At 45.5% G+C, this 21,664-nt stretch carries 21 protein-coding genes and 1 riboswitch; of the genes, 7 read left to right on the top strand and 14 right to left on the bottom strand.

Annotation, left to right across the window (positions count from 1 at the left end):
- Positions 1-484: 484 nt before the first annotated feature.
- Positions 485-778 (bottom strand): cell division suppressor protein YneA, encoded by a 294-nt coding sequence (gene yneA, locus IEX81_RS13970; RefSeq protein WP_188804429.1) that lies wholly within the window; start codon positions 776-778, stop codon positions 485-487.
- Between the two features lie 176 nt (positions 779-954).
- On the opposite strand from yneA, the gene lexA reads away from it, so the two are divergent.
- Positions 955-1,566 carry a transcriptional repressor LexA gene (gene lexA, locus IEX81_RS13965; protein ID WP_188804427.1) on the top strand — a complete coding sequence of 204 codons (612 nt, stop codon included), beginning with the start codon at positions 955-957 and terminating at the stop codon, positions 1,564-1,566.
- Between the two features lie 116 nt (positions 1,567-1,682).
- Here lexA and IEX81_RS13960 read toward each other — a convergent pair whose 3' ends face one another.
- Positions 1,683-2,642 carry a hypothetical protein gene (locus IEX81_RS13960; RefSeq protein WP_188804425.1) on the bottom strand — a complete coding sequence of 320 codons (960 nt, stop codon included), beginning with the start codon at positions 2,640-2,642 and terminating at the stop codon, positions 1,683-1,685.
- Between the two features lie 145 nt (positions 2,643-2,787).
- Between IEX81_RS13960 and IEX81_RS13955 the strand changes: the two genes are divergently transcribed.
- Positions 2,788-3,120: a phasin family protein gene (locus IEX81_RS13955; RefSeq protein WP_188804423.1), complete on the top strand. Its 333-nt coding sequence runs from the start codon at positions 2,788-2,790 to the stop codon at positions 3,118-3,120.
- 24 nt (positions 3,121-3,144) lie between these two features.
- Entirely contained in the window at positions 3,145-4,821 is a 1,677-nt protein-coding gene (locus IEX81_RS13950; protein ID WP_229727627.1) for an ABC1 kinase family protein, read from the top strand.
- 74 nt (positions 4,822-4,895) lie between these two features.
- Here IEX81_RS13950 and IEX81_RS13945 read toward each other — a convergent pair whose 3' ends face one another.
- Positions 4,896-5,489 (bottom strand): hypothetical protein, encoded by a 594-nt coding sequence (locus IEX81_RS13945; protein ID WP_188804421.1) that lies wholly within the window; start codon positions 5,487-5,489, stop codon positions 4,896-4,898.
- Positions 5,490-5,813: 324 nt separating this feature from the next.
- Between IEX81_RS13945 and IEX81_RS13940 the strand changes: the two genes are divergently transcribed.
- On the top strand, positions 5,814-7,541 hold the full coding sequence (locus IEX81_RS13940) for a pyruvate oxidase (protein WP_188804418.1): 1,728 nt from the start codon (positions 5,814-5,816) through the stop codon (positions 7,539-7,541).
- A 352-nt stretch (positions 7,542-7,893) separates the two neighbouring features.
- Here IEX81_RS13940 and ribH read toward each other — a convergent pair whose 3' ends face one another.
- The 6 genes from ribH to IEX81_RS13910 all read right to left on the bottom strand — a co-directional run bounded on the left by ribH (position 7,894) and on the right by IEX81_RS13910 (position 14,840).
- Positions 7,894-8,376 (bottom strand): 6,7-dimethyl-8-ribityllumazine synthase, encoded by a 483-nt coding sequence (gene ribH / locus IEX81_RS13935; protein ID WP_188804416.1) that lies wholly within the window; start codon positions 8,374-8,376, stop codon positions 7,894-7,896.
- Positions 8,377-8,416: 40 nt separating this feature from the next.
- Positions 8,417-9,604 (bottom strand): bifunctional 3,4-dihydroxy-2-butanone-4-phosphate synthase/GTP cyclohydrolase II, encoded by a 1,188-nt coding sequence (locus IEX81_RS13930; protein WP_188804414.1) that lies wholly within the window; start codon positions 9,602-9,604, stop codon positions 8,417-8,419.
- Positions 9,605-9,671: 67 nt separating this feature from the next.
- On the bottom strand, positions 9,672-10,334 hold the full coding sequence (gene ribE / locus IEX81_RS13925; protein ID WP_188804412.1) for a riboflavin synthase: 663 nt from the start codon (positions 10,332-10,334) through the stop codon (positions 9,672-9,674).
- Positions 10,334-11,425: a bifunctional diaminohydroxyphosphoribosylaminopyrimidine deaminase/5-amino-6-(5-phosphoribosylamino)uracil reductase RibD gene (gene ribD / locus IEX81_RS13920; protein ID WP_188804410.1), complete on the bottom strand. Its 1,092-nt coding sequence runs from the start codon at positions 11,423-11,425 to the stop codon at positions 10,334-10,336. Before ribD ends, ribE begins: the two co-directional genes overlap by 1 nt.
- Before the next feature lie 201 nt (positions 11,426-11,626).
- A riboswitch (FMN riboswitch) is annotated at positions 11,627-11,772 on the bottom strand.
- Between the two features lie 185 nt (positions 11,773-11,957).
- Positions 11,958-13,895 carry a PTS fructose transporter subunit IIABC gene (locus IEX81_RS13915; protein WP_188804408.1) on the bottom strand — a complete coding sequence of 646 codons (1,938 nt, stop codon included), beginning with the start codon at positions 13,893-13,895 and terminating at the stop codon, positions 11,958-11,960.
- 180 nt (positions 13,896-14,075) lie between these two features.
- Positions 14,076-14,840: a DeoR/GlpR family DNA-binding transcription regulator gene (locus tag IEX81_RS13910; protein ID WP_188804406.1), complete on the bottom strand. Its 765-nt coding sequence runs from the start codon at positions 14,838-14,840 to the stop codon at positions 14,076-14,078.
- A gap of 268 nt (positions 14,841-15,108) precedes the next feature.
- Here IEX81_RS13910 and IEX81_RS13905 point away from each other — a divergent pair, with 268 nt between their 5' ends.
- Positions 15,109-15,855: an SDR family oxidoreductase gene (locus tag IEX81_RS13905; RefSeq protein ID WP_188804403.1), complete on the top strand. Its 747-nt coding sequence runs from the start codon at positions 15,109-15,111 to the stop codon at positions 15,853-15,855.
- Between the two features lie 112 nt (positions 15,856-15,967).
- Positions 15,968-16,996, top strand: a complete 1,029-nt coding sequence (locus IEX81_RS13900; protein ID WP_373292385.1) for an acrylyl-CoA reductase family protein — start codon at positions 15,968-15,970, stop codon at positions 16,994-16,996.
- Between the two features lie 31 nt (positions 16,997-17,027).
- Here IEX81_RS13900 and IEX81_RS13895 read toward each other — a convergent pair whose 3' ends face one another.
- Positions 17,028-17,906, bottom strand: coding sequence for a cation diffusion facilitator family transporter (locus tag IEX81_RS13895; protein ID WP_506003413.1), 879 nt, complete (start codon positions 17,904-17,906; stop codon positions 17,028-17,030).
- Positions 17,907-18,253: 347 nt separating this feature from the next.
- Between IEX81_RS13895 and IEX81_RS13890 the strand changes: the two genes are divergently transcribed.
- Positions 18,254-18,691 carry a DUF4395 domain-containing protein gene (locus IEX81_RS13890; RefSeq protein ID WP_188804398.1) on the top strand — a complete coding sequence of 146 codons (438 nt, stop codon included), beginning with the start codon at positions 18,254-18,256 and terminating at the stop codon, positions 18,689-18,691.
- A gap of 205 nt (positions 18,692-18,896) precedes the next feature.
- Here IEX81_RS13890 and IEX81_RS13885 read toward each other — a convergent pair whose 3' ends face one another.
- The 4 genes from IEX81_RS13885 to IEX81_RS13870 all read right to left on the bottom strand — a co-directional run.
- On the bottom strand, positions 18,897-19,838 hold the full coding sequence (locus IEX81_RS13885; RefSeq protein WP_188804395.1) for a 3-hydroxyacyl-CoA dehydrogenase family protein: 942 nt from the start codon (positions 19,836-19,838) through the stop codon (positions 18,897-18,899).
- Positions 19,839-20,015: 177 nt separating this feature from the next.
- Positions 20,016-20,276 carry a holin gene (locus tag IEX81_RS13880; RefSeq protein ID WP_188804393.1) on the bottom strand — a complete coding sequence of 87 codons (261 nt, stop codon included), beginning with the start codon at positions 20,274-20,276 and terminating at the stop codon, positions 20,016-20,018.
- 105 nt (positions 20,277-20,381) lie between these two features.
- Complete coding sequence (locus IEX81_RS13875) at positions 20,382-20,990, bottom strand: ECF transporter S component (RefSeq protein WP_188804392.1); 609 nt, start codon at positions 20,988-20,990, stop codon at positions 20,382-20,384.
- A 193-nt stretch (positions 20,991-21,183) separates the two neighbouring features.
- Positions 21,184-21,664, bottom strand: a 481-nt coding sequence (locus IEX81_RS13870) for a YkoP family protein (RefSeq protein WP_229727626.1), incomplete at its 5' end; no start/stop codon positions are given.

Here is a 21,664-nt window from a genome sequence, read left to right as displayed (position 1 = left end):
AAGTTTTAGCGATTATCGGGTTTCCTTCCTGAAGGCCGGGGCCGTGATCGACCCCCTTTCAGAAGACTCGGAAATAAGCAATTGAACTGAATCTGTTCAATGAATGGGAACGAAAGCAAAAAAAAGAAAGCTCTGTTCTTAATAGAATATTGAAGAGAAGCTTTCTTCTGAAGGAGGATGAAAAATTGAACCCGTCAGCGAAAGGCAAGGTTGAATCGCTGAAGGGAAATAAACATATTTTAATCGGGATTCCACAGCTTTTAAGATTGGGCATGCGAAAGCTCGCGATTAAACGAAATCAGGAAAACGCAATTCGCTTTTGTATCATTACAATGACTTATTTCTTTCTCTTGTTATATAACAGTATAACACAAATAAGTTATCTTGCAAGTTTTAGGAAGGCTTCTTCACAACTAAAAATTGGCGCGGTCAAGACAGCAGTACCAAACGGAAAATGTTAGACCTGATTCATGGACAGCACTGCTTATTTCCGTACGGGAATTATTAATTTTTGATTGGGTTGGATAGCATCACGATTGATTCCGTTCTCTCTCTCAACCCAGGTTATAAAGGCTTCCTCTGTAAGTCCGGGATTGCCACTGTGATAGTGCTGAGCCAGAGCCCATAAAGAATCTCCCTTTTCCACCGTTATTGTCTTATAATTACTGCTGTCGGCGACAACGCTGTTTGTCAGTGTAAAAAAAAGAGTAACCGCAAGAATAACAAATAAAACGACAAAAGATATGCCTCTCAACTTTTGATTCAAATATTCGTTCATCTACAACCCCTCCAAGAAATGAATTATTATAAGAATATATATTCCCGAGAATGTTTGTTCGTTATTGATGAGTATATAGCGAACATTAGTTTGTGTCAATACTCTCGAACGGATGTTTGCATCCCAAAAAATGACATGATATAATGTGTTAAAGAAGAAGAAAAAGGAGCAGGCAGATGAAACTCTCAAATCGACAGCAATCAATACTCGATTATATTAAGCATGAAGTTGCGACCAAGGGTTATCCCCCGTCGGTTCGTGAAATATGCGACGCAGTCGGACTAGCTTCAAGTTCAACCGTTCATGGCCATCTGGCCCGGCTTGAAAAAAAAGGACTGATTCGGCGCGATCCGACAAAACCGCGCGCCATCGAAATTCTGGATCATGACGGAGACGTATTCAGTGAAAAGGCGGTTTCTGTTCCGGTGATCGGCAAGGTAACGGCCGGATTGCCGATCAGCGCCGTAGAGAATATCGAAGAGTACTTTCCTGTGCCCAGGTCGATGGTTGATGAAAAAGACGTTTTTATACTTAACGTGTGGGGAGAGAGTATGATTAATGCGGGCATTCTTGACGGTGACAAAGTGATTGTCCGTCAGCAAAGAACCGCAGAAAACGGTGAAATTGTTGTGGCGATGACCGATGAAGATGAAGCAACGGTCAAAAGGTTTTTTAAAGAAAAAGATCACATTCGCCTTCAGCCTGAAAATCCGACAATGGCTCCAATACTGTTGGATAACTGTACAATACTTGGCAAGGTAATCGGCGTGTTCCGTACAATAATCTAATTATTATGGTAAGAAGCCGGATTTTCACCTGGTATTCCGGTACGCGCTAGAAAGCCGGAGCAGACATACTTGATATTTGATGTCCGCCCCGGCTTTTAGTCTGTTTCATGCATTTTTCAATGATTGATTTCGGAGATAAGTTGTTTGATTTTCTGTATTTTTTCTGTTGCCAATATCCACTCCTCCTGATCTAATTCCTGGCTGATCATTTGATAAAGATCGTTCTGGCTCAGACAAATCAAAGGCCGTTCTCTTTCAGAAAAATTTTCTGTCTTCATTTGATCAGCCGAGTCATCCATAAAGTAGATCACTGGAACAATACGCTCCACGCTGATTCGATGATCACTGAGATAAGCACGGAATTCAGATGTGGCCTTCATGACCGGAGCAGAAATATCAGAATGACAGTCAATCGTTATTCTCAGAAAATTTTCATTGCTGTTCCCTTGCTCCATGCGTTTGGATAAAATCAGGGTTTCTTCAGTTCCACTTTCAGGCTTCGGAACGATTTCCCCAATTAGCCGCTCAAACCCCTGCGCATTCTCCGTGTTCATTCCGTGGAATATTTTTCCTCTGTACCTTTTTGTATCCACCACATAAAGTCCCGTTGGCAGAAGAAAGAGTATATCCGCTCTGACTACCGACAAATCTCCCCCGACGGTCTTTGCAGGAACGATAGCATTCCCCGCAACCACCATTTGCTGAGAAGAAATTCGATTGGATTGAACGAGAATTTTTTTGATGGCAGCCAGATGCTGATAAGCGGTGAATGTTTTTTCAGATCTCTGCGCTCCCTGCAGATAATCGATTAATTCTTCATATCGCCCGAGTCTTTTTTCATAAGATTCCTCAATGCCGGCAATCGTGGCGCTATTTTCGGTCATAATGTTCTTAATTTTAGTTTCCGACTCTTCTTTTAGCCGGTTTTCCGTTTCATTGATTGTCGACGCGGTTTCATTTCTGCTTTTCTCGATCCATTCTTCAGCCTGACTTCTGATTTTTTTCTGTTTTTGAATTAAAAAATAAATGATTCCTGCCAGGATTAGAATGATCATCAGATAAATGACCTGTAGCATCACATGAGCCTCCTTCTGTTTTCATGATGTATGAACGATAGTATAATTTTTCGTTTGTTATCCACGTACTTTTGTCCCTCTTTCAATGAATGACAGAGTTTCTAAAGTCGGGTAAAATAGAGGAAAGAGGATAGGAGGGATCAGCATGAATGATCTGATCAAGAAAAGTTTCTTTATTGGTCTTGGCGCAACGCTCGCGAGCAAGGAAAAGGCAGACAAATTCCTCAGTGATCTGTCGAAAAGCGGCAGCGCAGCTGCGGAAGAAGTCAAGTCGTTCCTCGATGCACTGAACGATAAAGGGAAAACAAAAAAGGAGCAATGGCAGAACGATATCAGAGAGGATATTAAAGACACCATCCGCGATCTGGGATTCGTTACCTCCGAAGAGTATAACAAACTGAAAGAAAAATTGGAAGCACTGGAAGCCAAGTTATCAAACGATCCAAACGAAGCAAGTGAACAGGAAACAGAAAAATAATGAGCTGTCAGCCAGGTGAAATGAATGATTGGAAAACGTATACGTCACATCAAACGCTATCGTGAAATCGTGACCGTTCTTGTCAAATACGGGTTCGGGTACATTGTCAGAGATGTCGGACTGTTTCATTTGCTCTCTCTTCCGAAACAGATCGCATCTGATTTTTCTGGAAATAACGATTCAAAACCCGTTGGTCGAAAGATCCGCCTGATGCTCGAAGAACTTGGCCCGACTTTTATTAAGCTCGGCCAGTTGCTCAGCCTGAGATCAGATCTTATACCCGACCAGATCGCATACGAACTTCGCGAATTGCAGGACAGTGTGACGCCCATTGACCCCCGGATCATCAAATCAGCCATCCAGCAAGAATTGGGAGCACCTGTCAGCGATGTCTTTGCTGAATTTGATGAACAGTGTCTCGCTGCCGCATCGATCGCTCAGGCACACCGGGCCGTTCTGAAGACCGGTGAAGAAGTTGTCATCAAGATCCGCCGTCCCGATATTGAAACCGTAGTTTCAACCGACATTGAGATCCTCTGGGATCTCGCAGCGCTTGTGGAAAAGCGCTACGCATGGGCCAAAAAATTCCAAATCAGTGATATTGTTGAGGAATTTTCTATTGCCATTCGCAATGAAATGGATTATTTCAAAGAAGGAAGAAATACCGAAAAAATCTATAACTATTTCGCGTCTAACGAAAACATTATCATTCCAAAAGTATATTGGGATTATTCAACCAATCAGCTCCTTACTCTTGAGTATATCCACGGCGAGAAATATGCCGATCTCGTTACTTCTGCCCCTGAAGGTATTGATAAAAGAATCGTTTCCGAGCGGTTGGTACGCTCCTTTCTCGATCAGGCTCTGGTTGTCGGTGTTTTTCATGGCGACCCGCACCCCGGCAACCTTTTTTTCTTTTCAGGAAATAAAATCGGCTATATTGATTTTGGACAGGTCGGCATTTTAAATGAAGAAATGAAGCACAATTTTGCCAGCCTGATCATCGGACTCATGAAGGGGGATATAAACCTGCTCTTTCACACGATCTTTCTGATGTCCTCAATGCCCGAAGAACTGGACGAAAGGCAGTTCAAAGCCGATCTCGAGTTATTGCGCGACAAATATTATGAACTTCCTTTCAAGGAAATTCATATAGGAAAGGTTATTCAGGACATTTTCGAGACCACAAAAAAGCACCACATCAGCATTCCGAAAAACTACACACTGCTCGGCAAGGCTTTGATCACGCTTGAAGGCATTATTACGCGTCTTGATAATCAAATCAACATACTGGAACTTGCCGAACCATACGGACAGAAGCTTCTGCTGAACCGGCTCAATCCTGAACAGGTTGCAAAGAGAACTTTAAAAAGCGTGTATGAGACATTGGAGAACAGCATTCAGATCCCCTCTCTTTTAAAGAAAACGCTGACGCACCTGTACAAGGGGAAAACTCATGTCGAAATGGAACTACCTCAGCTGGAGCTTTTGCTTTCCAAACTTGACCGTGTTGCCAACCGCATTTCTTTCAGTATCATGCTTCTGGCGTTCAGCATTATTCTCGCCGGGATGATTCTTGGACAGACATTCGGCGCCCACCCTTTGTTCACCAGCATTCCCCTTCTTGACATAGCCGTGATGATTGTGATCTTTATGTTTCTTCTCGTTCTGCTTGCAATTTTTCGGTCCGGGCGTTTCTGAGCCCTCAAAGATGCTGCGAAATAACGATATTTCACGCATAAATCTTTTTCCTTTTCATTTGTAAACGCCTCTTCTTACTTTCTTGTGATGTTCTGATGAAAGATCTGGCCCCCGACTAAGGGATCCGTTTCGGAAACAAAATGAATAAGTTCCCGTTGTGCGGCAAAAATGTGATCTGTGCTGTCCTTCCCATATAAGTGAATCAAACGGCCGAATTCTTCCGAAACTTGTTTTATTTTTGTCTCATTGATTTCACGCCCAGCTAAAAACATTGTGGCCAGACGCTCTCCCTCCGGCCGAAGCACATGCCACTTTTCTCCCGGTTCATTGGAAAACATGCTGCAAGTCATCATCCCTCCCGCATCAACTAGTGCGAGCAGGACTTCCTGCTTTTCAAACGGCACTTCCCGTACGAGCTGCTCAAGTATATGCATCCGCGATTCGTTGATTGACCAAGCGTTTTCCTGATAAGGAAAAGCTTTTCTGAGGCTTTTCAGAACCGCTGCGCTCCCCGTGCACGCAAGAATCTGCCGGCTGGAAATACGGATCATGCTTGGCTTTTTTCCGGGCAGAATCGCCGGTTCTCCGTTACCCGATAGATCGACCAGCAGGCCGTCACTCACTACAGAAGCCATGTTGTCTGAAGCAACAATTGACACAAAACTCATGATTTTTCTCCTTTATCCTACAACAATTTTATATCCTTTATTATAACGGGACAGGCTGATTCATGCGATATCGTGAGTATAATGCTTGTCCAACAAAAAAGGACAAGAGGGACTCAAATAAGCCTCATTCGCTTCTCCTTTGCCAAATCAGTTCTGATAAAAAACGACTTTATCAAGCAAAAGCATTTCTTTTTCCAGCAAATAGTCATAGAATAGGTTCATAAGGTTCACTGGATTGTCAAATATATAAAAAGAAAAAGCTTGAAACTGTGCTGAACCTCTGTTTCAGGCAAGCTATTACTCTTCTGGAGGAGGAATTTAATTATGGGAAAGATCAAGGCAAGCGAAGCAGTTGTCAAACTGTTCGAAAACTGGGGAATTGATCATATTTACGGAATCCCCGGTGATTCAATCGACACGATGGTTGAAGCATTGAGAAAAAAAGAGAGTAAAATCAAATTTTACCAGGTTCGCCATGAAGAAGTGGCTTCACTGGCTGCAGCGGCATATGCAAAATTAACCGGAAAAATCGGTGTTTGCCTTGCAATCGGGGGACCCGGCGCCATCCACTTGTTAAACGGTATGTATGACGCGAAAATGGACCATGTTCCGATGCTTGTGCTTGTGGGACACATCCCATCAAAACTGACGGGAACGGATTATTTTCAGGAAGTCAACACCGTCGACTTGTTTAAGGATGTTGCGGTTTACAATAAGGAGATTACCAGTGCAGAAAGTTTTCCGGCAGTTGTCAATCAAGCGATCCGCACGGCCTATCAGGAACGCGGCGTTGCCGTTCTTTCGATTCCCGATGATATCCCGCTCGGCGAAATTTCTGAGAACGTACCTCAAATGTCCACAGTTTTTGAAACAAAAACTCCGGGTCTCATTGAAAACGACTTGAGCGAAGCCGTCGCCTTAATCAATAACGCAAGCAACCCTGTCATTCTCGCGGGTGTCGGTGCAAAAGGTGCGAAAAAAGAGCTGAAGGCATTTGCTGAACGTATTTCGGCCCCTGTTGCTGTGACGCTTCCTGGAAAAGGCGCGCTTCCTGATGAACACCCGAATTTTCTTGGAAATATTGGCAAAATCGGCACAAAACCGGCTTATGAAGCCATGAAAAGCTCCGATCTGCTGATTATGGTCGGCACCGACTACCCCTATGCAGCCTATCTTCCTGAAGGCGCAAAATGTGTCCAGATTGACATCGACCCGGTGCGCATAGGCAAACGCTATTCGGTTACGGTCGGCATTGTTGGCGATGCTGCTCAGGCCCTTGCTTATCTGACCGAACACACGACGCCTGTGTCAGAACGTCCTTTTCTGAAAACTTGCCAGGAAAAGATGGCTGTTTGGTGGAAATGGATGGATGAGTATAAAACAAACACGAAAACGCCGATTGCTCCTCAGGCAGTTATGAAAGCCATTCAGTCCATCGCTGAAGACGATGCGATTTTCTCGGCTGACGTCGGTACTGCAACTGTCTGGTCTACACGCTATCTGCACGTGACGAATCAGGATTTTATTATTTCGGCATGGCTTGGCACGATGGGCTGCGGTCTTCCCGGAGCGATGGCTGCAAAACAGGCTTTCCCGAATCGCCAGGCAATCGCGATTTCCGGGGACGGGGCTTTTTCAATGGTGATGCAGGACTTCGTAACGGCTGTCAAGTACAAATGGCCGATCATTGTTGTTGTTCTGAACAATAAAGAGCTTTCCTTTATTAAATATGAACAGCAGTCGGCAGGCCAGTTGAATTATGGAATAGATCTTCAGGACATCGATTATGCCAAGTTTGCTGAAGCCTGCGGCGGAAAAGGGTTCAGAGTCGAGAAATTTGAAGACCTGCAGCCGGCATTTGAGGCAGCTAAAGAATCACAGGTTCCTGTGATCCTGGATGTCGCTGTGGATGAAAATGCAGCACCGCTGCCAGGCAAAATCGTTATGGATGAGGCCAAAGGTTATGCGAAATTCGCGTCAAAATCGGTCATCGAAAATCATAAACTGGAAAAAATGCCGCCTATGAAAGACGTTGTCAGACGCTTCCTCTGATTGACCGATTTGAAGGAGCTTTGAATCAGTTCATGCTGGTTCAGAGCTCTTTTTGTATTCCGAAAAAAAAAAGACCCCTAAAGGTCTGCAATAAAAATGAAGTGTGGAGTTGATGAAATCAGGGGGCCTTGCTTTCGTTCAAGTAATAGTCTATCAGCTGCAGATTAAGCCTGTGTTAAACCAATAATGAGAATTTGTAAAATTTACTTTACCTGCAGCCTGCTCTTTTTAGGTATTTCATTTCATATCGCTGTGCAGCTTTGCTAAATTTTTTTACTTGTTAGTATGAAGAGGTTTGCTCTTAAAAGCGTCTCCCATATATATTCTCCAAAATGAATCATTATCTGGATTATTATTCGTTTTTCTTTTTTTCAAGCTGGCGGTTAAGGCCGGCCATTTCGATTCCACTGACGGCGGCATCCCATCCTTTGTTACCCGCCTTCGTGCCGGCCCGCTCCACGGCCTGTTCAATGTTTTCTGTCGTCACGACGCCGAATATTACGGGAACTCCGGTTTCAAGCCCGATCTTTGCAACACCCTTGGACACTTCGCTGCACACATAGTCATAGTGCGACGTTGCACCGCGTATGACCGCTCCAAGCGTCAGTATTGTGTCATATTGCCCGGTTGCCGCCATTTTTCCAGCAACGAACGGAATCTCAAAAGCACCCGGAACCCACGCAATGTCGATGTCTTTCCCGTCAACTCCGTGACGCAGCAGAGCGTCTTGTGCCCCCGCTAAAAGCCGGTTCGTAATAAATTCATTAAAGCGGCTGACGACAATGCCCACTTTCAGCCCTTGACCCATTAATTTGCCTTCAAATATTTCTCCCATATTAAGTCCTCCCATTGGTGGTCTTTGATATAACTTTTAATCATAAATGGAGCAAATGACCCATCTTTTCAACTTTCGTCTGCATGTATTTTTTATTTTCTTTGCCAATTGGCATTTCCAGCGGAACACGTTCGATTTGAGAAATACCGTGTTCTTTCAGATCGGAAATTTTTAGAGGGTTATTCGTCAGCAATTGCACATTCGTGACACCGAGGTCTCGCAAAATTTCGGCTGCGGTATGATAGTCTCTCAGATCGGCAGGAAAGCCGAGGTGCTCATTGGCTTCTACCGTATCCTCTCCGGCTTCCTGGAGCTTATATGCTTTCAATTTATTAATCAGTCCGATCCCCCGCCCCTCCTGACGCAAATAAATCACTACACCTGCCCCGCGCCTTTCAATCATCTGCAGGGCGGCGTGAAGCTGCGGACCGCAGTCGCACCGTTTTGACCCGAATACATCGCCCGTCAGACACTCCGAATGAAGACGGACAAGTGTCGGATTACCGCCGCCGACATCGCCTTTGACAATCGCGATCGTTTCTTTTTCATCGAACGGACCGGTATAGCCGATCGCTTTAAAATGTCCGTAATCCGTCGGCAAATCGGCGGTCACAACCCTGCTGACTCCGTGCGCACGCCTGTAGGCAACCAGATCACGGACTGTTATAATTTTTATCCCGAATGTTTCGGCCATCTTCTCAAGTTCGGGAAACCGTGCCATCCTCCCATCATCCCGAATGATCTCACAAATAACACCCGCCGGTTTTGCGCCGGCAAGTTTTGCAAGATCCACGGCCGCCTCCGTGTGGCCGCCACGTTCCAGTACTCCGCCGTCTTTTGCGATGAGCGGAAATACGTGACCGGGATGATTAAAGTCTGAGGCGGTGACGTCATCTGAAACGATCGCTCTGATGGTTTGCGCACGTTCAAATGCGCTGATCCCTGTTTTTGTATCTTTGTAGTCGACACTGACCGTAAACGCCGTTTCATGACGATCGGTATTGCTCGCTACCATTGGTTTGAATCCAAGCGACTCCGCAAGCGAACGGCAGACCGGGGTGCAAAGCAGGCCTCGGCCGTGTGTAATCATAAAGTTGATGGTCTCCGGCGTGACTTTTTCCGCAAGAGCAACCAGATCCCCCTCATTTTCCCGTCCCTCATCATCGCAAACAATCACGATTTTTCCTTTTTTTAAGTCAGAAAGAGCTTCCTCGATTGAAGCCGGCATACTTTTCAACCTCCCTATTGATGACACGTCCTTTGTCACGCATCGCAGTTTTTTTTAACCGTCAAACTTACTTAATGGATGTGATAAAACCGTTATCTCTAAGCGTTTCATAAGATAGAGCCCCGGAATCGTCAGGACGGCTGCGTACATTTTGCTGATTCCTGATATATTTTTGCAGAATATCACACTCGATATTAACCGGATCGCCGACTTTCTTGCTTCCCAGAATAGTATGTGCGGACGTATGCGGAATCAGAGATATTGTAAAAAACCGGGTTCCGGTACGAAAAACGGTCAGGCTTGTTCCGTCAACGGCAACCGATCCTTTTTCGACCAGACCGGCCAGTATCTCCGGTGACGACTGAATATCAAGATAATGGGCATTCCCCTTCGGCACAATTCTGACAATTTCACCTGTCCCATCAATATGGCCGGTCATAAAATGGCCTCCATAGCGTCCTCCTGCTTTCATAGCACGCTCGAGATTGACGGAATCACCTTTCTGTAGCGTCTGCAATGTTGTCGCACGAATCGTCTCCGGCATAATATCCGCAGAAAAAAATGCCTTTGACAGGTCTGTCACCGTTACACAAACCCCGTTGACCGCTATACTGTCGCCCATCTCCGCATCTTCAAGCACCCGGCCTGCTCGTACCGAGATGCGAATGGCGTCAGGCCGTTTCTCAAGCGATGCAACCTGTCCTATTTCTTCAACCAGTCCCGTGAACATTAAAAATCACCTGCTTTCGGAATCAATGTGACCTTCAGATCTTGATCCAGCCGCTCGACATTTTTTATCGACAATTCCGGAACATCTGCCAGATATCTAATACCCGTGCCGCCAATCGCCGGTACTGCATCTCTTCCGCCGATCAGTTTAGGTGCGATATAGGCAATAACTCGGTTAAATGCTTTAGCCTTCAAAAAGCTTCCATGTACTGCTGATCCGCCTTCCACAAGCAGTGAGGTCACCCCTTTTTGTCCCAGATCGTTCAAAACGTCTTTAATCGCAATGCTCTCCGACGGCAAGCGAATGACGGTAACCTGTTCGCTTTGCAGACGGCGCGCCTTGTCGCCGTCGATCGTTCTTCCTGTAAATATCCATGTCGCGGCCGCGCCGTCCGTCACAACACGGGCGTCTTCCCGAATTCGTAAATGTGTATCCAGAACAACGCGGATCGGGTTTTCAGCTATGGATTCCGAGCGTGCCGTCAGTTTCGGATCATCCGCCATGACAGTCCCGATTCCAACCAGAATCGCGTCATGGATTCGGCGCTGCGTATGACCGTCAAGCCGTGAAGCTTCGCATGTAATCCATTTGCTTTCTCCCCCTGCCGTCGCTGTTTTTCCATCCAGACTGCAAGCCATTTTTAGTGTGACATAAGGAGTCCTTTGGCGGATATAGTGAAAAAAGACGGAATTCAGCGCGTCGGCCTCTTCCTGAAGAACACCGGTTTCGACCGAAATGCCTGCATTTCTTAACTTCTCAATGCCCAGGCCGGCGACAAGCGGATTTGGGTCGGATGACGCGATCACAACCTTGCTCAACTGTTTTTTAATAATTAAATCAGCGCATGGCGGCGTTCTGCCGAAATGGGCACAAGGCTCCAGTGTCACATAGATTGTGCCCCCCTTCGCTCGATCACCGGCCATGCTAAGGGCGTTCACTTCCGCGTGTGCTTCCCCGGCCTTAAGGTGTGCGCCCATTCCAACGATTTCCCCATTATTGACGACTACGGCTCCTACAGCAGGGTTCGGACTTGTCTGGTGAGCGGTGGCTCTTGCCAAATTAATCGCCAATTTCATATACTCTTCTTTCAAGAGATCATCCCCTGAGTGAATGTCTATTAGCAAGCACGAGAAAACCCCCGGAAATTAAGTTCCCCGGGGGTTTGACAGCATCATAATAATACTCAAAATAACCCACTTGATTCTTTTGCAATTCTCACTAAAAATTGGCAAAAGAGTGTGGTTTCGCTCGGATTCAAGCAATTCAAATAAAACATGCTTGAATGCCTTTCTCCAATCCTTCTCCCATCCAGACTTTACTGTCGGCTTCAGCTTCTCACTGAATCCACCGCCCGTCAAAATATTGGCAGGCGGGTCGCGGGCTAAGGCATAAAGCCATCACCGCCGGTTGGGAATTTCACCCGACCCCGAAGGACAAATCGTTTATTAAATTGTTTTCATTTTAACATAAAGTCCCTTCACTATCCAACATTCAGCACCTAAAATTCAATGAAATAAAATTTTTTTAATCAAGCTCATTCATTGGTCAATGTGCTTTGATCATAAAAGCCGGGCCAGGAACCCTGACGGATTCTTAGCCCGGCCATTATTATATCGTTAATACTCAGACAATCTGTTTCTGCTTCTCGACATTTTCAGAAATGCCTTTTTGCTCAACCGGTTTCTTCCAGAATCCGAGAACAAAACCGGAAATAACCGCACCGATAATTATTGAGAGAAGGAACAGCAGACCGTGATTACCAAGGAAAACCACGAAAATGCCTCCGTGAGGAGCGGGAATATTAACGTGCCAGAATTGAGTCAGACCTCCGGCAATGGCCGAACCGATGATGCTCGAACCGATTACCCGCAGCGGGTCGGAAGCGGCGAATGGAATGGCTCCTTCCGTGATGAACGACGCTCCCAAAACATAGTTTGTGATACCCGCCTTGCGTTCGTCTTCCGTGAACTTATTTTTGAAGAGTGTTGTGGCTAGCGCGATCGCAAGAGGCGGTACCATGCCGCCGGCCATAACCGCTGCCATCATCAGACCGCCGTTTGAAGCGCCGCTTGTGAATACACCAATGGCAAATGTGTAGGCCGCTTTATTCACCGGACCGCCCATATCGACAGCCATCATGCCACCAAGCACCAGACCAAGAATAACAGCATTTCCCGTCCCGAGATTATTCAGTGCCCCGATCAGTCCGCCGTTTATCCATTTGAAGATCGGGTCAAAGATATAATACATCAACGCGCCGGTAATCAGCAGACCGAAAACCGGATAAAGCAGAATTGGTTTTAAACCATCCAATGTTTGCGGAAGGTTTTTAAATACTCGTTTCAGCAGGATAATAACCCAACCGGCCAGAAAACCGGCAGCCAGGCCGCCAAGAAAACCGGCATTTGATGAAGACGCCATAAACCCGCCGACGATACCGGGCATTAACGCCGGCCGGTCGCCAATGCTGACAGCGATATAACCTGCAAGGATGGCAATCAGAAAATGAAAGGCACCGGTATCGCCTCCGGCGATCGCGCCAAGCATCAGATAAATCGGATTCGTCTTGCCCAGCGTATTTTCGAGCAGGAACGAGAAGGCAAGTAGAATACCTCCGCCGACAACGAACGGCAGCATGTGCGAGATACCGTTCATCAGGTCCTTGTAAATTTTGCTCCATACTGAGCGCTGATCTGCAGCTGTATATTCTTCCGCAGCGCCTCCCTCAGCATGATAGACGGGAGCCTGTTCGTTTAATACTTTATTAATCAGTTCTTCCGGCTTGCGGATTCCGTCACTGACGGGTGTTTGGAGCACACGTTTACCGTCGAAACGCGCCATTTCCACCTTTTTATCCGCGGCAACGATGATTCCTGTCGCCCGGTCAATCTCTTCCCTAGTCAGACGGTGTTTAACGCCTTCCGAGCCGTCCGTTTCAACGCGAATAGGAATGCCCATTTCTTCTGCTTTTTTCTTTAGAGCGTCTTCGGCCATATAAGTATGGGCGATGCCCGTCGGACATGCCGTCACTGCGAGCACAAACTTCGCGTCTTTTGACGGCCCTGCAGCTGACGCGTTGGCTTCTTTCTCCTCTTGGGCCTCTTTTTCCGCTTGTTTCTCGTCAAACAATTTCGCGACTGCGCCGGATGTTTTTGCCTCTTTCACCTGCGCTACAAATTCCTGATCAATCAATAATCTTGACAGAGCTGCCAGTGTTTGAAGATGGACATTGGCTGCGCCTTCAGGAGCGGCAATCATAAAAAACAGGTGAGACGGCTTCCCGTCCAAAGCCTCGTAATTCACACCGCTCTTGCTGCGTCCGAAAACAACCGTCGCCTCATTGACGGCTTTCGTCTTAGCGTGAGGCATGGCGATACCATCGCCGATCCCGGTGCTTGATTCCGCTTCCCGTTTCAAAATCATCTCTTTGAACAGTTTTGGATCATTGATTCTGCCGTTTTTATACAGACTGGAAATGAGCTCGTCAATGGCCGCTTCCTTTGTTGTTGCTTTCATATCCATGACCATAGCGCGTTCAATCATGAGATCCGTTATCTTCATTTGTTTCACTCCTTTTTTTCTCAGCACTCACATGAAGGAAAAAGAATATAAGAGCCGTTCTTCACTTTGTAGAGGAAATGATTTCACTAGGCATCAGTCTCCCCCATCTTTATGAAAAAGAAACATAGAAATACTTGTCCATCCAACTTTCTAATCAAAGGGATTTCAATTAAACTTTATTTAACGGATATGCTCGGCATCGGCACAAATGACTTTTGTTTTCTCAAGTATTGAAGGATCAATTGTTTCAGGTAATTTGTCTGTAATAATTGCAGCCTGATCAATATCGAACATCTTGCAAAAGGATACATCGGAAAATTTACTGCTGTCTGCAACGATAAATGACTGAACAGCCAGTTCCCTGGCACGCCTTTTAAGCGCCGCCTCTTCAGGATCCGGTGTCGTGCAGCCCATGACAGCATCTATTCCATTGACGCCGATGAAAGCTTTATCAAACCGGAAAAGATTCAGAGTCTGAGAAGCAATGCTGCCGACAATTGCTTTTGTTGTTCCCTTCATCATGCCGCCGATCAGATAAGTCATAATCCGCTTTTTGACAAGTGCCTCACCGTGAGCGGGACTGTTGGTGACAACGGTTACATTTCTTGCATTAATAGAGGGGATCATTTCCAAAGTTGTCGTTCCTGCGTCCAAATAAATACACTCATTATCTTTCACCAAATGTCCGGCCAGTTCTGCGATCATTTTCTTTTGCCGCATATATTTAGAAGTTTTCGTTTCCATGTCGGGCTCTTCACTGCGCTGCCGTGACAGGGAAGCGCCTCCATGAATACGCCGCAGCATGTGGCGACTTTCCAATTCCTGCAAATCGCGGCGGACGGTCGACTCAGAAGCATTCAGAAAACGCACTAAATCCTGCAATTTAACGACGTGGGCATGTTTCAGTTTCTGCAAAATAATCTGCTGTCTCTCTTCGGCCAACATATTCCATTCCTCCACGACAATATTGTACCATGATTTCATTCAAAATCAATCTTTTTACATCAAAATCCGCCACCTCAAATTTCAATAACTTTCAGAACGGCTTGCAAACGGATTCTGCCGGTCCAATCATTGGCGATATTCTTTACAAGGAAGAAATTTCCGGGAAAAACTCGACAAACTCACCAAGTCACTTTTTTTGAATTTAATGAGGCATTGGCTTATAGTTTCACTGTACAGAATAATCAGACGCGTGGAGAGGATGGAACTAATGGAAAATATACAAGGAAAAGTGATCGTCATTACCGGCGCTTCGAGTGGTATCGGAGAAGCCACCGCTAAAAAAATGGCCGGTGAAGGTGCAAAAGTGGTTCTCGGTGCAAGACGTTTGGAACGGCTGGAGGAATTGGTTTCTTATATACACAAAAATGGAGGAGAAGCTGTCTGCAAGGAAACGGACGTTACTTCTGCACAGGAAGTTAAAGCACTCGTCGACACAGCCATAGAAAAGTACCAGCGTGTAGACGTACTGTTTAATAACGCCGGGCTCATGCCTCTCTCCTGTCTTCGGGATCTTAAAATAAACGAGTGGGAGCGAATGATTGACGTCAATATCAAAGGTGTTCTTTATGGCATTGCCGCGGTTCTGCCGATCATGCGAGAGCAGAAATCCGGGCATATCATTAATACAGATTCTGTCGCGGGCCACGTTGTGAGTCCCGGAGGTGCCGTTTACAGCGGAACAAAATTTGCCGTACGGGCGATTGCCGAAGGTCTTCGAAAAGAAGAATCACCGGAGAGTCTGATTCGTGTAACCAACATTTCGCCAGGTGCCGTTTTAACCGAACTTCCGAACACGATAACCGATTCGGAACTCAAGAAACATATTATGGATAAGGAAAAATACCATGGCATAACTGCCGAGGACATTGCCAATGCGGTGGCCTATGCGGTCAGTCAGCCTGATAACGTGGCCATTAATGAAATTCTGGTTCGTCCAACAACCCAAATGAACTGAACGAACAGGCCTGAAATAGCTTGTCCACTCCGATTTTTGCTTTTCTCTCTGTGTTTTCACTAATTAATGATTCACTCAGCAGATGTTAAATCGTTTCCTGCGAAGGTTTGCCATGGCATTTTTCCATTCACAATCAGGAGGGATTTCATTGAGTGAGAGATTCAGGGCTTTAGTTGTCAATAAGACGAATGATCGTTTTTCCCTGGACATTGAAACGCTTGCATTGAATGATTTGCCTGATCATGACGTTTTAATTAAAGTTCGCTACTCCAGCATTAATTATAAGGACAGCCTCGCCTGCATTCCGGACGGTAAAATTGTTGCGACCTATCCCTTTATTCCCGGTATTGATCTTGCCGGTATTGTCGTCTCTTCGAGGGACCACCGATTTCATGAAGGAGATCAGGTTATTGCAACGGGTTTCGAAATCGGGGTGTCTCATTACGGAGGCTTCAGTGAATATGCGAAAATACCTGCGGACTGGCTCGTTCCCTTACCCGAAAGACTGACATTGGCAGAAGCCATGATTTTCGGAACAGCCGGTTTTACTGCGGCGCTATCCATTCAAAAATTAGAAGACAACGGACTAACAGCTGAAAATGGAAAGGTCCTTGTTACGGGGGCTACAGGCGGTGTCGGGAGTCTTGCAGTAGCGATGCTGGCGAAATCGGGTTATCAGGTCGTTGCCAGCACCGGCAAAGAAACAGAGCAGGATTATTTGCATCAGCTTGGTGCAAGCGAAGTTATTTCAAGACAAGACGTGTACTCGGGAAAAATCAAGAAACTGGACACACCGCTTTGGGCCGCTGCAATTGATCCGGTCGGCGGAAATACTCTTGCAGCTATATTAAGTAAAATATGCTATGGGGGTTCGGTTGCCGTCAGCGGTTTGACAGGCGGAATAGATATTCCGACGACGGTCTATCCATTCATTCTGCGCGGTGTCAGCCTTCTCGGGATTGATTCGGTTTACTGCCCAATGGACCTGCGGAAAAATATCTGGCGCAGGATGGCATCAGATCTTAACCCCGGAAAGGTATTGGAATCCCTTCAGAAAGTGGTTCATCTGGAGGAGCTGCCTGAAAAATTGCCTCTTCTTTTAAAAGGCCGGTCACACGGCAGAATGATTGTCCGCTTATAAAAAACACCGCTCATTCTCACTCTGGGCCGCACTAATGGTGATTCAGACGCTCGTGTTCCGGTTCGGAATGGATCAGAATCTGAGCGTTCGGAATCTCTTTTTTAATATCGTCTTCCATTCGGTCGCACAGTTCATCCACCGTATCAATCTCAAGATGAGACGGCACAACCAGATGAAATTCAATATACACATCGTGTCCTGAACGTCGCGTACGAAAATTATGAAACTCAATATACTCTTTCTGATGGCTTTCAATAATCCTCCTAATCCTTCTTTCTTCCTTCGGCAGCAAGCGTGCATCCATTAATGGAGGAAAGGATTCCCGGATCAGCTTTGCCGCTTCGAACATGATAAAAAACGCTAGCACAATGCCAATTGCAGGATCGAAAAACGACCAGCCGGTCAACCCGGCGAGCAGCAGGCCCGCAGCCACTCCGAGAGATGTATAGACATCTGTCACCAAATGGAATGCATTGGACTTCATGGCCACCGAATGGGTTCTCTCCGCACTTTTACGAATAATGCCGGATACAAAGAAATTAAGGGCGGCTCCCAGCAGCATGACCAGAACGCCCAGCAATGGCAACTGAACAGGTTCAAGTCTGACCAGTTTATTCGCGCATTCATAAATAATCCAGATGCCGGCCACAAAAATCAGAAGTGTCTCAATCGTTCCTGAAATATTCTCAACCTTGCCGTGCCCATACGGATGAATCTTATCGGCCGGTCTGTTGGACAGACGTACAGAGAAAAAAGTAATCGCCGATGCCATCAAATCAATAGACGAGTGAATAGCCTCCGACAGAACCGCTATCGAACCCGTATAGATCCCAACGATTATTTTTAAAAGAACAATCAGTGCGTTGCTTAAAACAGACAAGAGCGCAATTCGGGATGGTTCCACAACAATTCCCCTTTCTAAGCCATCTGCCCCTAATTTGTTTATCACAAGAAGCGATGGCCGGCTTCGGTATTTATCAGAAGCGGATTATCGCCTGAATTATTTTTTAATTGTAAGATCACAGTAACTCAGATTTCTAATTCTCAAGCACTGATCACAACATTCTATTATCTTATCCGGTTTTTAAAACGGATACAAGAAAAAAAGGATTATTTTGAACTGACCGGGTCATGCCCGGTTGACAGAAACGGCATTGAATCTGTTCTTCATCAAATTCCATCACAAAGCAAAACGGTTCACAACCTTGTTGAAAGAGCGTAATATTGATGTAATCATATATGAAAGGTGTGTTTTAAATGACTAATCATCCTCCGTCCATTCCCCGTCCTCTTGTCCGGGCAAATCAGTGGGTCATCGTTCTCAGTGTGGCAGCCACTTGGCTGACCGGCCAGTTTTGGATACTCCTGATTCCCCTTTTATCCGGTCTTTCAGGACTCTTCCTTCAGTTCAATCCGGTTATGAAAATTGCCAAACTTTTTTTACGCAAGCCGGCTTCCTCCTATATACCCGAGGATCGCGATCAGCAAAAATTTAATCAGACGATTGCCGTATCCTTCCTTTTGATCGGTTTGATCAGCTACTCCCTGAACTGGAGTATAGCGGCAATTATTTTTACGGCCATCGTGGGACTTGCGGCCTTTATCGCTATACTGGGTTTCTGCATTGGCTGCTTCATTCATTTTCAATTGTCTCAGTACCGCCAGCGCAGAAAATCCCGTATGGAAAATTTGTAAAAATCCATCAGGAAGAAGCTTTGGGGCCAGAATGTTCATCCGTCCGGACGTAAGATGGGTAGGTTTATGATACTTGTCTTTAATGCTGTCCGAAATGAGTGATCTCCGCTTTATTTCATCTGCCAAGTATCCGATATAAAAAAAATCGAGACGGATGTCTCGATTTTTTTGTGCGGATCCAATCTTCTGAGCCGATCATAAGGAATCAGAATTCGTTAACCTTCTTAATTCTGCCAAGTTTAACAAAATAGTCATCGCGTTGATTAATAACAGTCTGAATTTCATGTTTTCCGTATTTGAAAAGACCTTCCCCCGTCTTGACGCCTAGCTTGTTTGCCTGAACCAGGCGATTGATAATCTCCGGCGCTCCATCGCTCTTATCAAGATCCGGAGCGATGTTGTCAAAGACACGTTTCCATGTGTCAAGGCCCCCGAGATCGGCAATCCTCGTAGGTCCGACAAACGCCCATCTGAATCCCGGTCCCGCAGTGATTGCGGTGTCGATATCCTCGGCATCGGCCACTCCCTGTCCGACCAGTGAAAACGCCTCCCGCATCAGCGCTGTCTGAAGTCTGTTGGCAATGAATCCATTGACTTCTTTTTTTAGCACTACCGGTGACTTCCCTATTCTCTTCAGAAGACCGACAACATCATCAACGATTTCTTGTTTCGTTTCATCCTGTTTCACAATTTCTACAAGTGGGACAAGGTGGGCCGGATTAAAAAAATGTGTGATTAGGAAATCGCCATTGAACGCCGTTTGTTCCGTTAATTTGGATATTGGGAAGGTTGAAGTGTTAGACGATACAACGGCACCCGGTTTTTTGTATTGTTCGAGATCCTTGTAAAGTGCCCACTTCATCTCGAGAACTTCCGGAATGGCTTCAATAATCAGATCGGCATTTCTTATCGCATCTTTCAGATCTGCGGTATAAGCGATTCTTCCTTTTGCATCTCTTTTCTCATCATCTCTCAGCTCTCCCGAATGCACAAGCAACGCCAGATTCTGATCAATCGATTTCTCCGCCGCTTCAAGAAAGGTTTCCTTTATGTCGTTTACTTTAACCGGAAAGCCGCCAACTGCAAAAGATTGGGCTATGCCTCTGCCCATGACACCCGATCCAATAATCGTAACTTTTTTTATCATCAAAGTTAACCTCCCACATTAATGTAAGCGCTTATTTCATTTAATATTTTAAAACTATGTGTCTAATTTGTGAACATTTATGCTTGGCATTTTTACAGGTGCCTCCGATAATAGCATGAAAGCAAACAAGTCGAAAAAAATTCTCCCCGGAAAACCGCGGAGAATGGTTGTTTCTTTTTATTTTGTTTTCCCCTCTCGGGGATTGAACGCGAGCTCGAACAATCCCGTGGAAGATAATCCTGAGAGTCCGCCTGCCCAAAGTCTGTCAACGGCATTCAAATCGGTGAATGGCGTAGCGAAATATCCGATCACAATACCGATGACAACGGCAAACACGGGAACAAGATTTTTGGGCATAGAGACCGATTTTTTCAGGAGTCCGACTAATGCGGTAATGACCGGTGAGAGAATTGTAGCAAGCACGAGAACTTGTTCCATATCGATCGCGCTCCCTTCTACAATTCATTGTATTTCTGCGGGACGAGATTTATGATGTATTAATCTTTCAAGAGGTTCTTGACAAAGCCATGGATAAACCGAAAATCAGCTTCTTTCTTTATTACGTCTTACTTTCATCAAAGGTTTGGCTACGAGAGGTGAAATCAATGCCGCAGCAAAAGCCTCCGCCAAACCATTTGTGCAAACGATAAAAAGCAGGGCGGGAAGAAGTTGGGTTACGTCCATATGATAATAGTTTGCATAAGGAACTCTGTAGAATAAATAAATCAAACCTAGCACCAGAATCGTATTCGTCAGAGATCCGAGGACAGCAGATAGAGACATGGCCGCAAGATCAAACCGTTTGATTCTCCTCAACAACTGGAACGCATAACCGGCGATCAGCCCGATAAGTATTCTCGGAACTACGGATATCAGAGGATTAGTAAAAACAATAGGGGCAATCGGACTGCTTGGGAATGTAAACGCTCTGATGAAAGTTGTCATCCCCCAGATTCCCCCAATTATCGCTCCGTCAACCGGCCCCAGCACGATTGCGGTGATAATGACCGTAATGTGAATCACCGTCAGGCTCAAAGGGCCTACAGGTATATAGCCTAGAAAAGGGACAAAGTTTTGCATAATAATGATCGCGGTGAATATTCCCATGAAAACAATTCGATAGGTTCTATTATTGTGTTGATTGATCGTCATCGATTAGAATCTCCTCAAAGTATGAAAGATTTCGTGCAAGCGCTCCCGCTCTATAATATAGCACAGCGCGGCTTTGAGGTCTATCCTGGATAGGATCATTCAAACCCTTGTTTTTCAAATCATAAAGCCCTTCCATAAAAAAAGAAAACGCGCATTTATGAATCCGTAAAAGCTTTAACAATGCGCCAGCACGTCAGCACAGTGCTCTTTGCCTTTTTTCCTCTGTCACCGGCAGTCTCGCGATGTTATTCTGAAATGATTCTGTTGAAGAAACAATGATCATAGGGGATAGTTTTCTGGTATGAGTCGTTAATCTTTTACTGCCGTTCGGATGAACAATAATCAAAAGTGTCAGCATGAAAAAACGGATCCATCTTTTCGTCCACCCAGAAGGCAAATCGATGACATCGAACCCGAATTGTTTCGCTCCCTTATGCAGTAAAGACACGCCATAAAGAGCTTTAACATGGATATTCCGGCTTTTCGTCTCTTCCAGATAGGTATTTAACCTGATTAATGTCCATTTCATCGAGCGGATAAGGATTGACGCCATCTGAACGCGATTTTTTGATCTCAAGTAGATATTCAGAAGCATATTATTATTAACTGGAGAGTGAAATGTTCTGTGTAAATAAAACAAAGAGATAACCCCTTGATGGGATTTTATGGTATCC

The organism is Sporolactobacillus putidus, from assembly GCF_014647035.1.
In the GTDB taxonomy this organism is placed as follows: domain Bacteria; phylum Bacillota; class Bacilli; order Bacillales; family Sporolactobacillaceae; genus Sporolactobacillus; species Sporolactobacillus putidus.
The sequence above is the reverse complement of the archived record's forward strand: the minus strand, read 5'-3'. Positions and strand labels throughout refer to the sequence as shown.

Bases quoted from the DNA above. Each gene is read 5' to 3' on its own strand.
- yneA (WP_188804429.1), bottom strand. From the start codon at position 778: ATGAACGAATATTTGAATCAAAAGTTGAGAGGCATATCTTTTGTCGTT.
- lexA (WP_188804427.1), top strand. From the start codon at position 955: ATGAAACTCTCAAATCGACAGCAATCAATACTCGATTATATTAAGCAT.
- IEX81_RS13960 (WP_188804425.1), bottom strand. From the start codon at position 2,642: ATGCTACAGGTCATTTATCTGATGATCATTCTAATCCTGGCAGGAATC.
- IEX81_RS13955 (WP_188804423.1), top strand. From the start codon at position 2,788: ATGAATGATCTGATCAAGAAAAGTTTCTTTATTGGTCTTGGCGCAACG.
- IEX81_RS13950 (WP_229727627.1), top strand. From the start codon at position 3,145: ATGATTGGAAAACGTATACGTCACATCAAACGCTATCGTGAAATCGTG.
- IEX81_RS13945 (WP_188804421.1), bottom strand. From the start codon at position 5,489: ATGAGTTTTGTGTCAATTGTTGCTTCAGACAACATGGCTTCTGTAGTG.
- IEX81_RS13940 (WP_188804418.1), top strand. From the start codon at position 5,814: ATGGGAAAGATCAAGGCAAGCGAAGCAGTTGTCAAACTGTTCGAAAAC.
- ribH (WP_188804416.1), bottom strand. From the start codon at position 8,376: ATGGGAGAAATATTTGAAGGCAAATTAATGGGTCAAGGGCTGAAAGTG.
- IEX81_RS13930 (WP_188804414.1), bottom strand. From the start codon at position 9,604: ATGCCGGCTTCAATCGAGGAAGCTCTTTCTGACTTAAAAAAAGGAAAA.
- ribE (WP_188804412.1), bottom strand. From the start codon at position 10,334: ATGTTCACGGGACTGGTTGAAGAAATAGGACAGGTTGCATCGCTTGAG.
- IEX81_RS13915 (WP_188804408.1), bottom strand. From the start codon at position 13,895: ATGAAGATAACGGATCTCATGATTGAACGCGCTATGGTCATGGATATG.
- IEX81_RS13910 (WP_188804406.1), bottom strand. From the start codon at position 14,840: ATGTTGGCCGAAGAGAGACAGCAGATTATTTTGCAGAAACTGAAACAT.
- IEX81_RS13905 (WP_188804403.1), top strand. From the start codon at position 15,109: ATGGAAAATATACAAGGAAAAGTGATCGTCATTACCGGCGCTTCGAGT.
- IEX81_RS13900 (WP_373292385.1), top strand. From the start codon at position 15,968: ATGGCATTTTTCCATTCACAATCAGGAGGGATTTCATTGAGTGAGAGA.
- IEX81_RS13890 (WP_188804398.1), top strand. From the start codon at position 18,254: ATGACTAATCATCCTCCGTCCATTCCCCGTCCTCTTGTCCGGGCAAAT.
- IEX81_RS13885 (WP_188804395.1), bottom strand. From the start codon at position 19,838: ATGATAAAAAAAGTTACGATTATTGGATCGGGTGTCATGGGCAGAGGC.
- IEX81_RS13880 (WP_188804393.1), bottom strand. From the start codon at position 20,276: ATGGAACAAGTTCTCGTGCTTGCTACAATTCTCTCACCGGTCATTACC.
- IEX81_RS13875 (WP_188804392.1), bottom strand. From the start codon at position 20,990: ATGACGATCAATCAACACAATAATAGAACCTATCGAATTGTTTTCATG.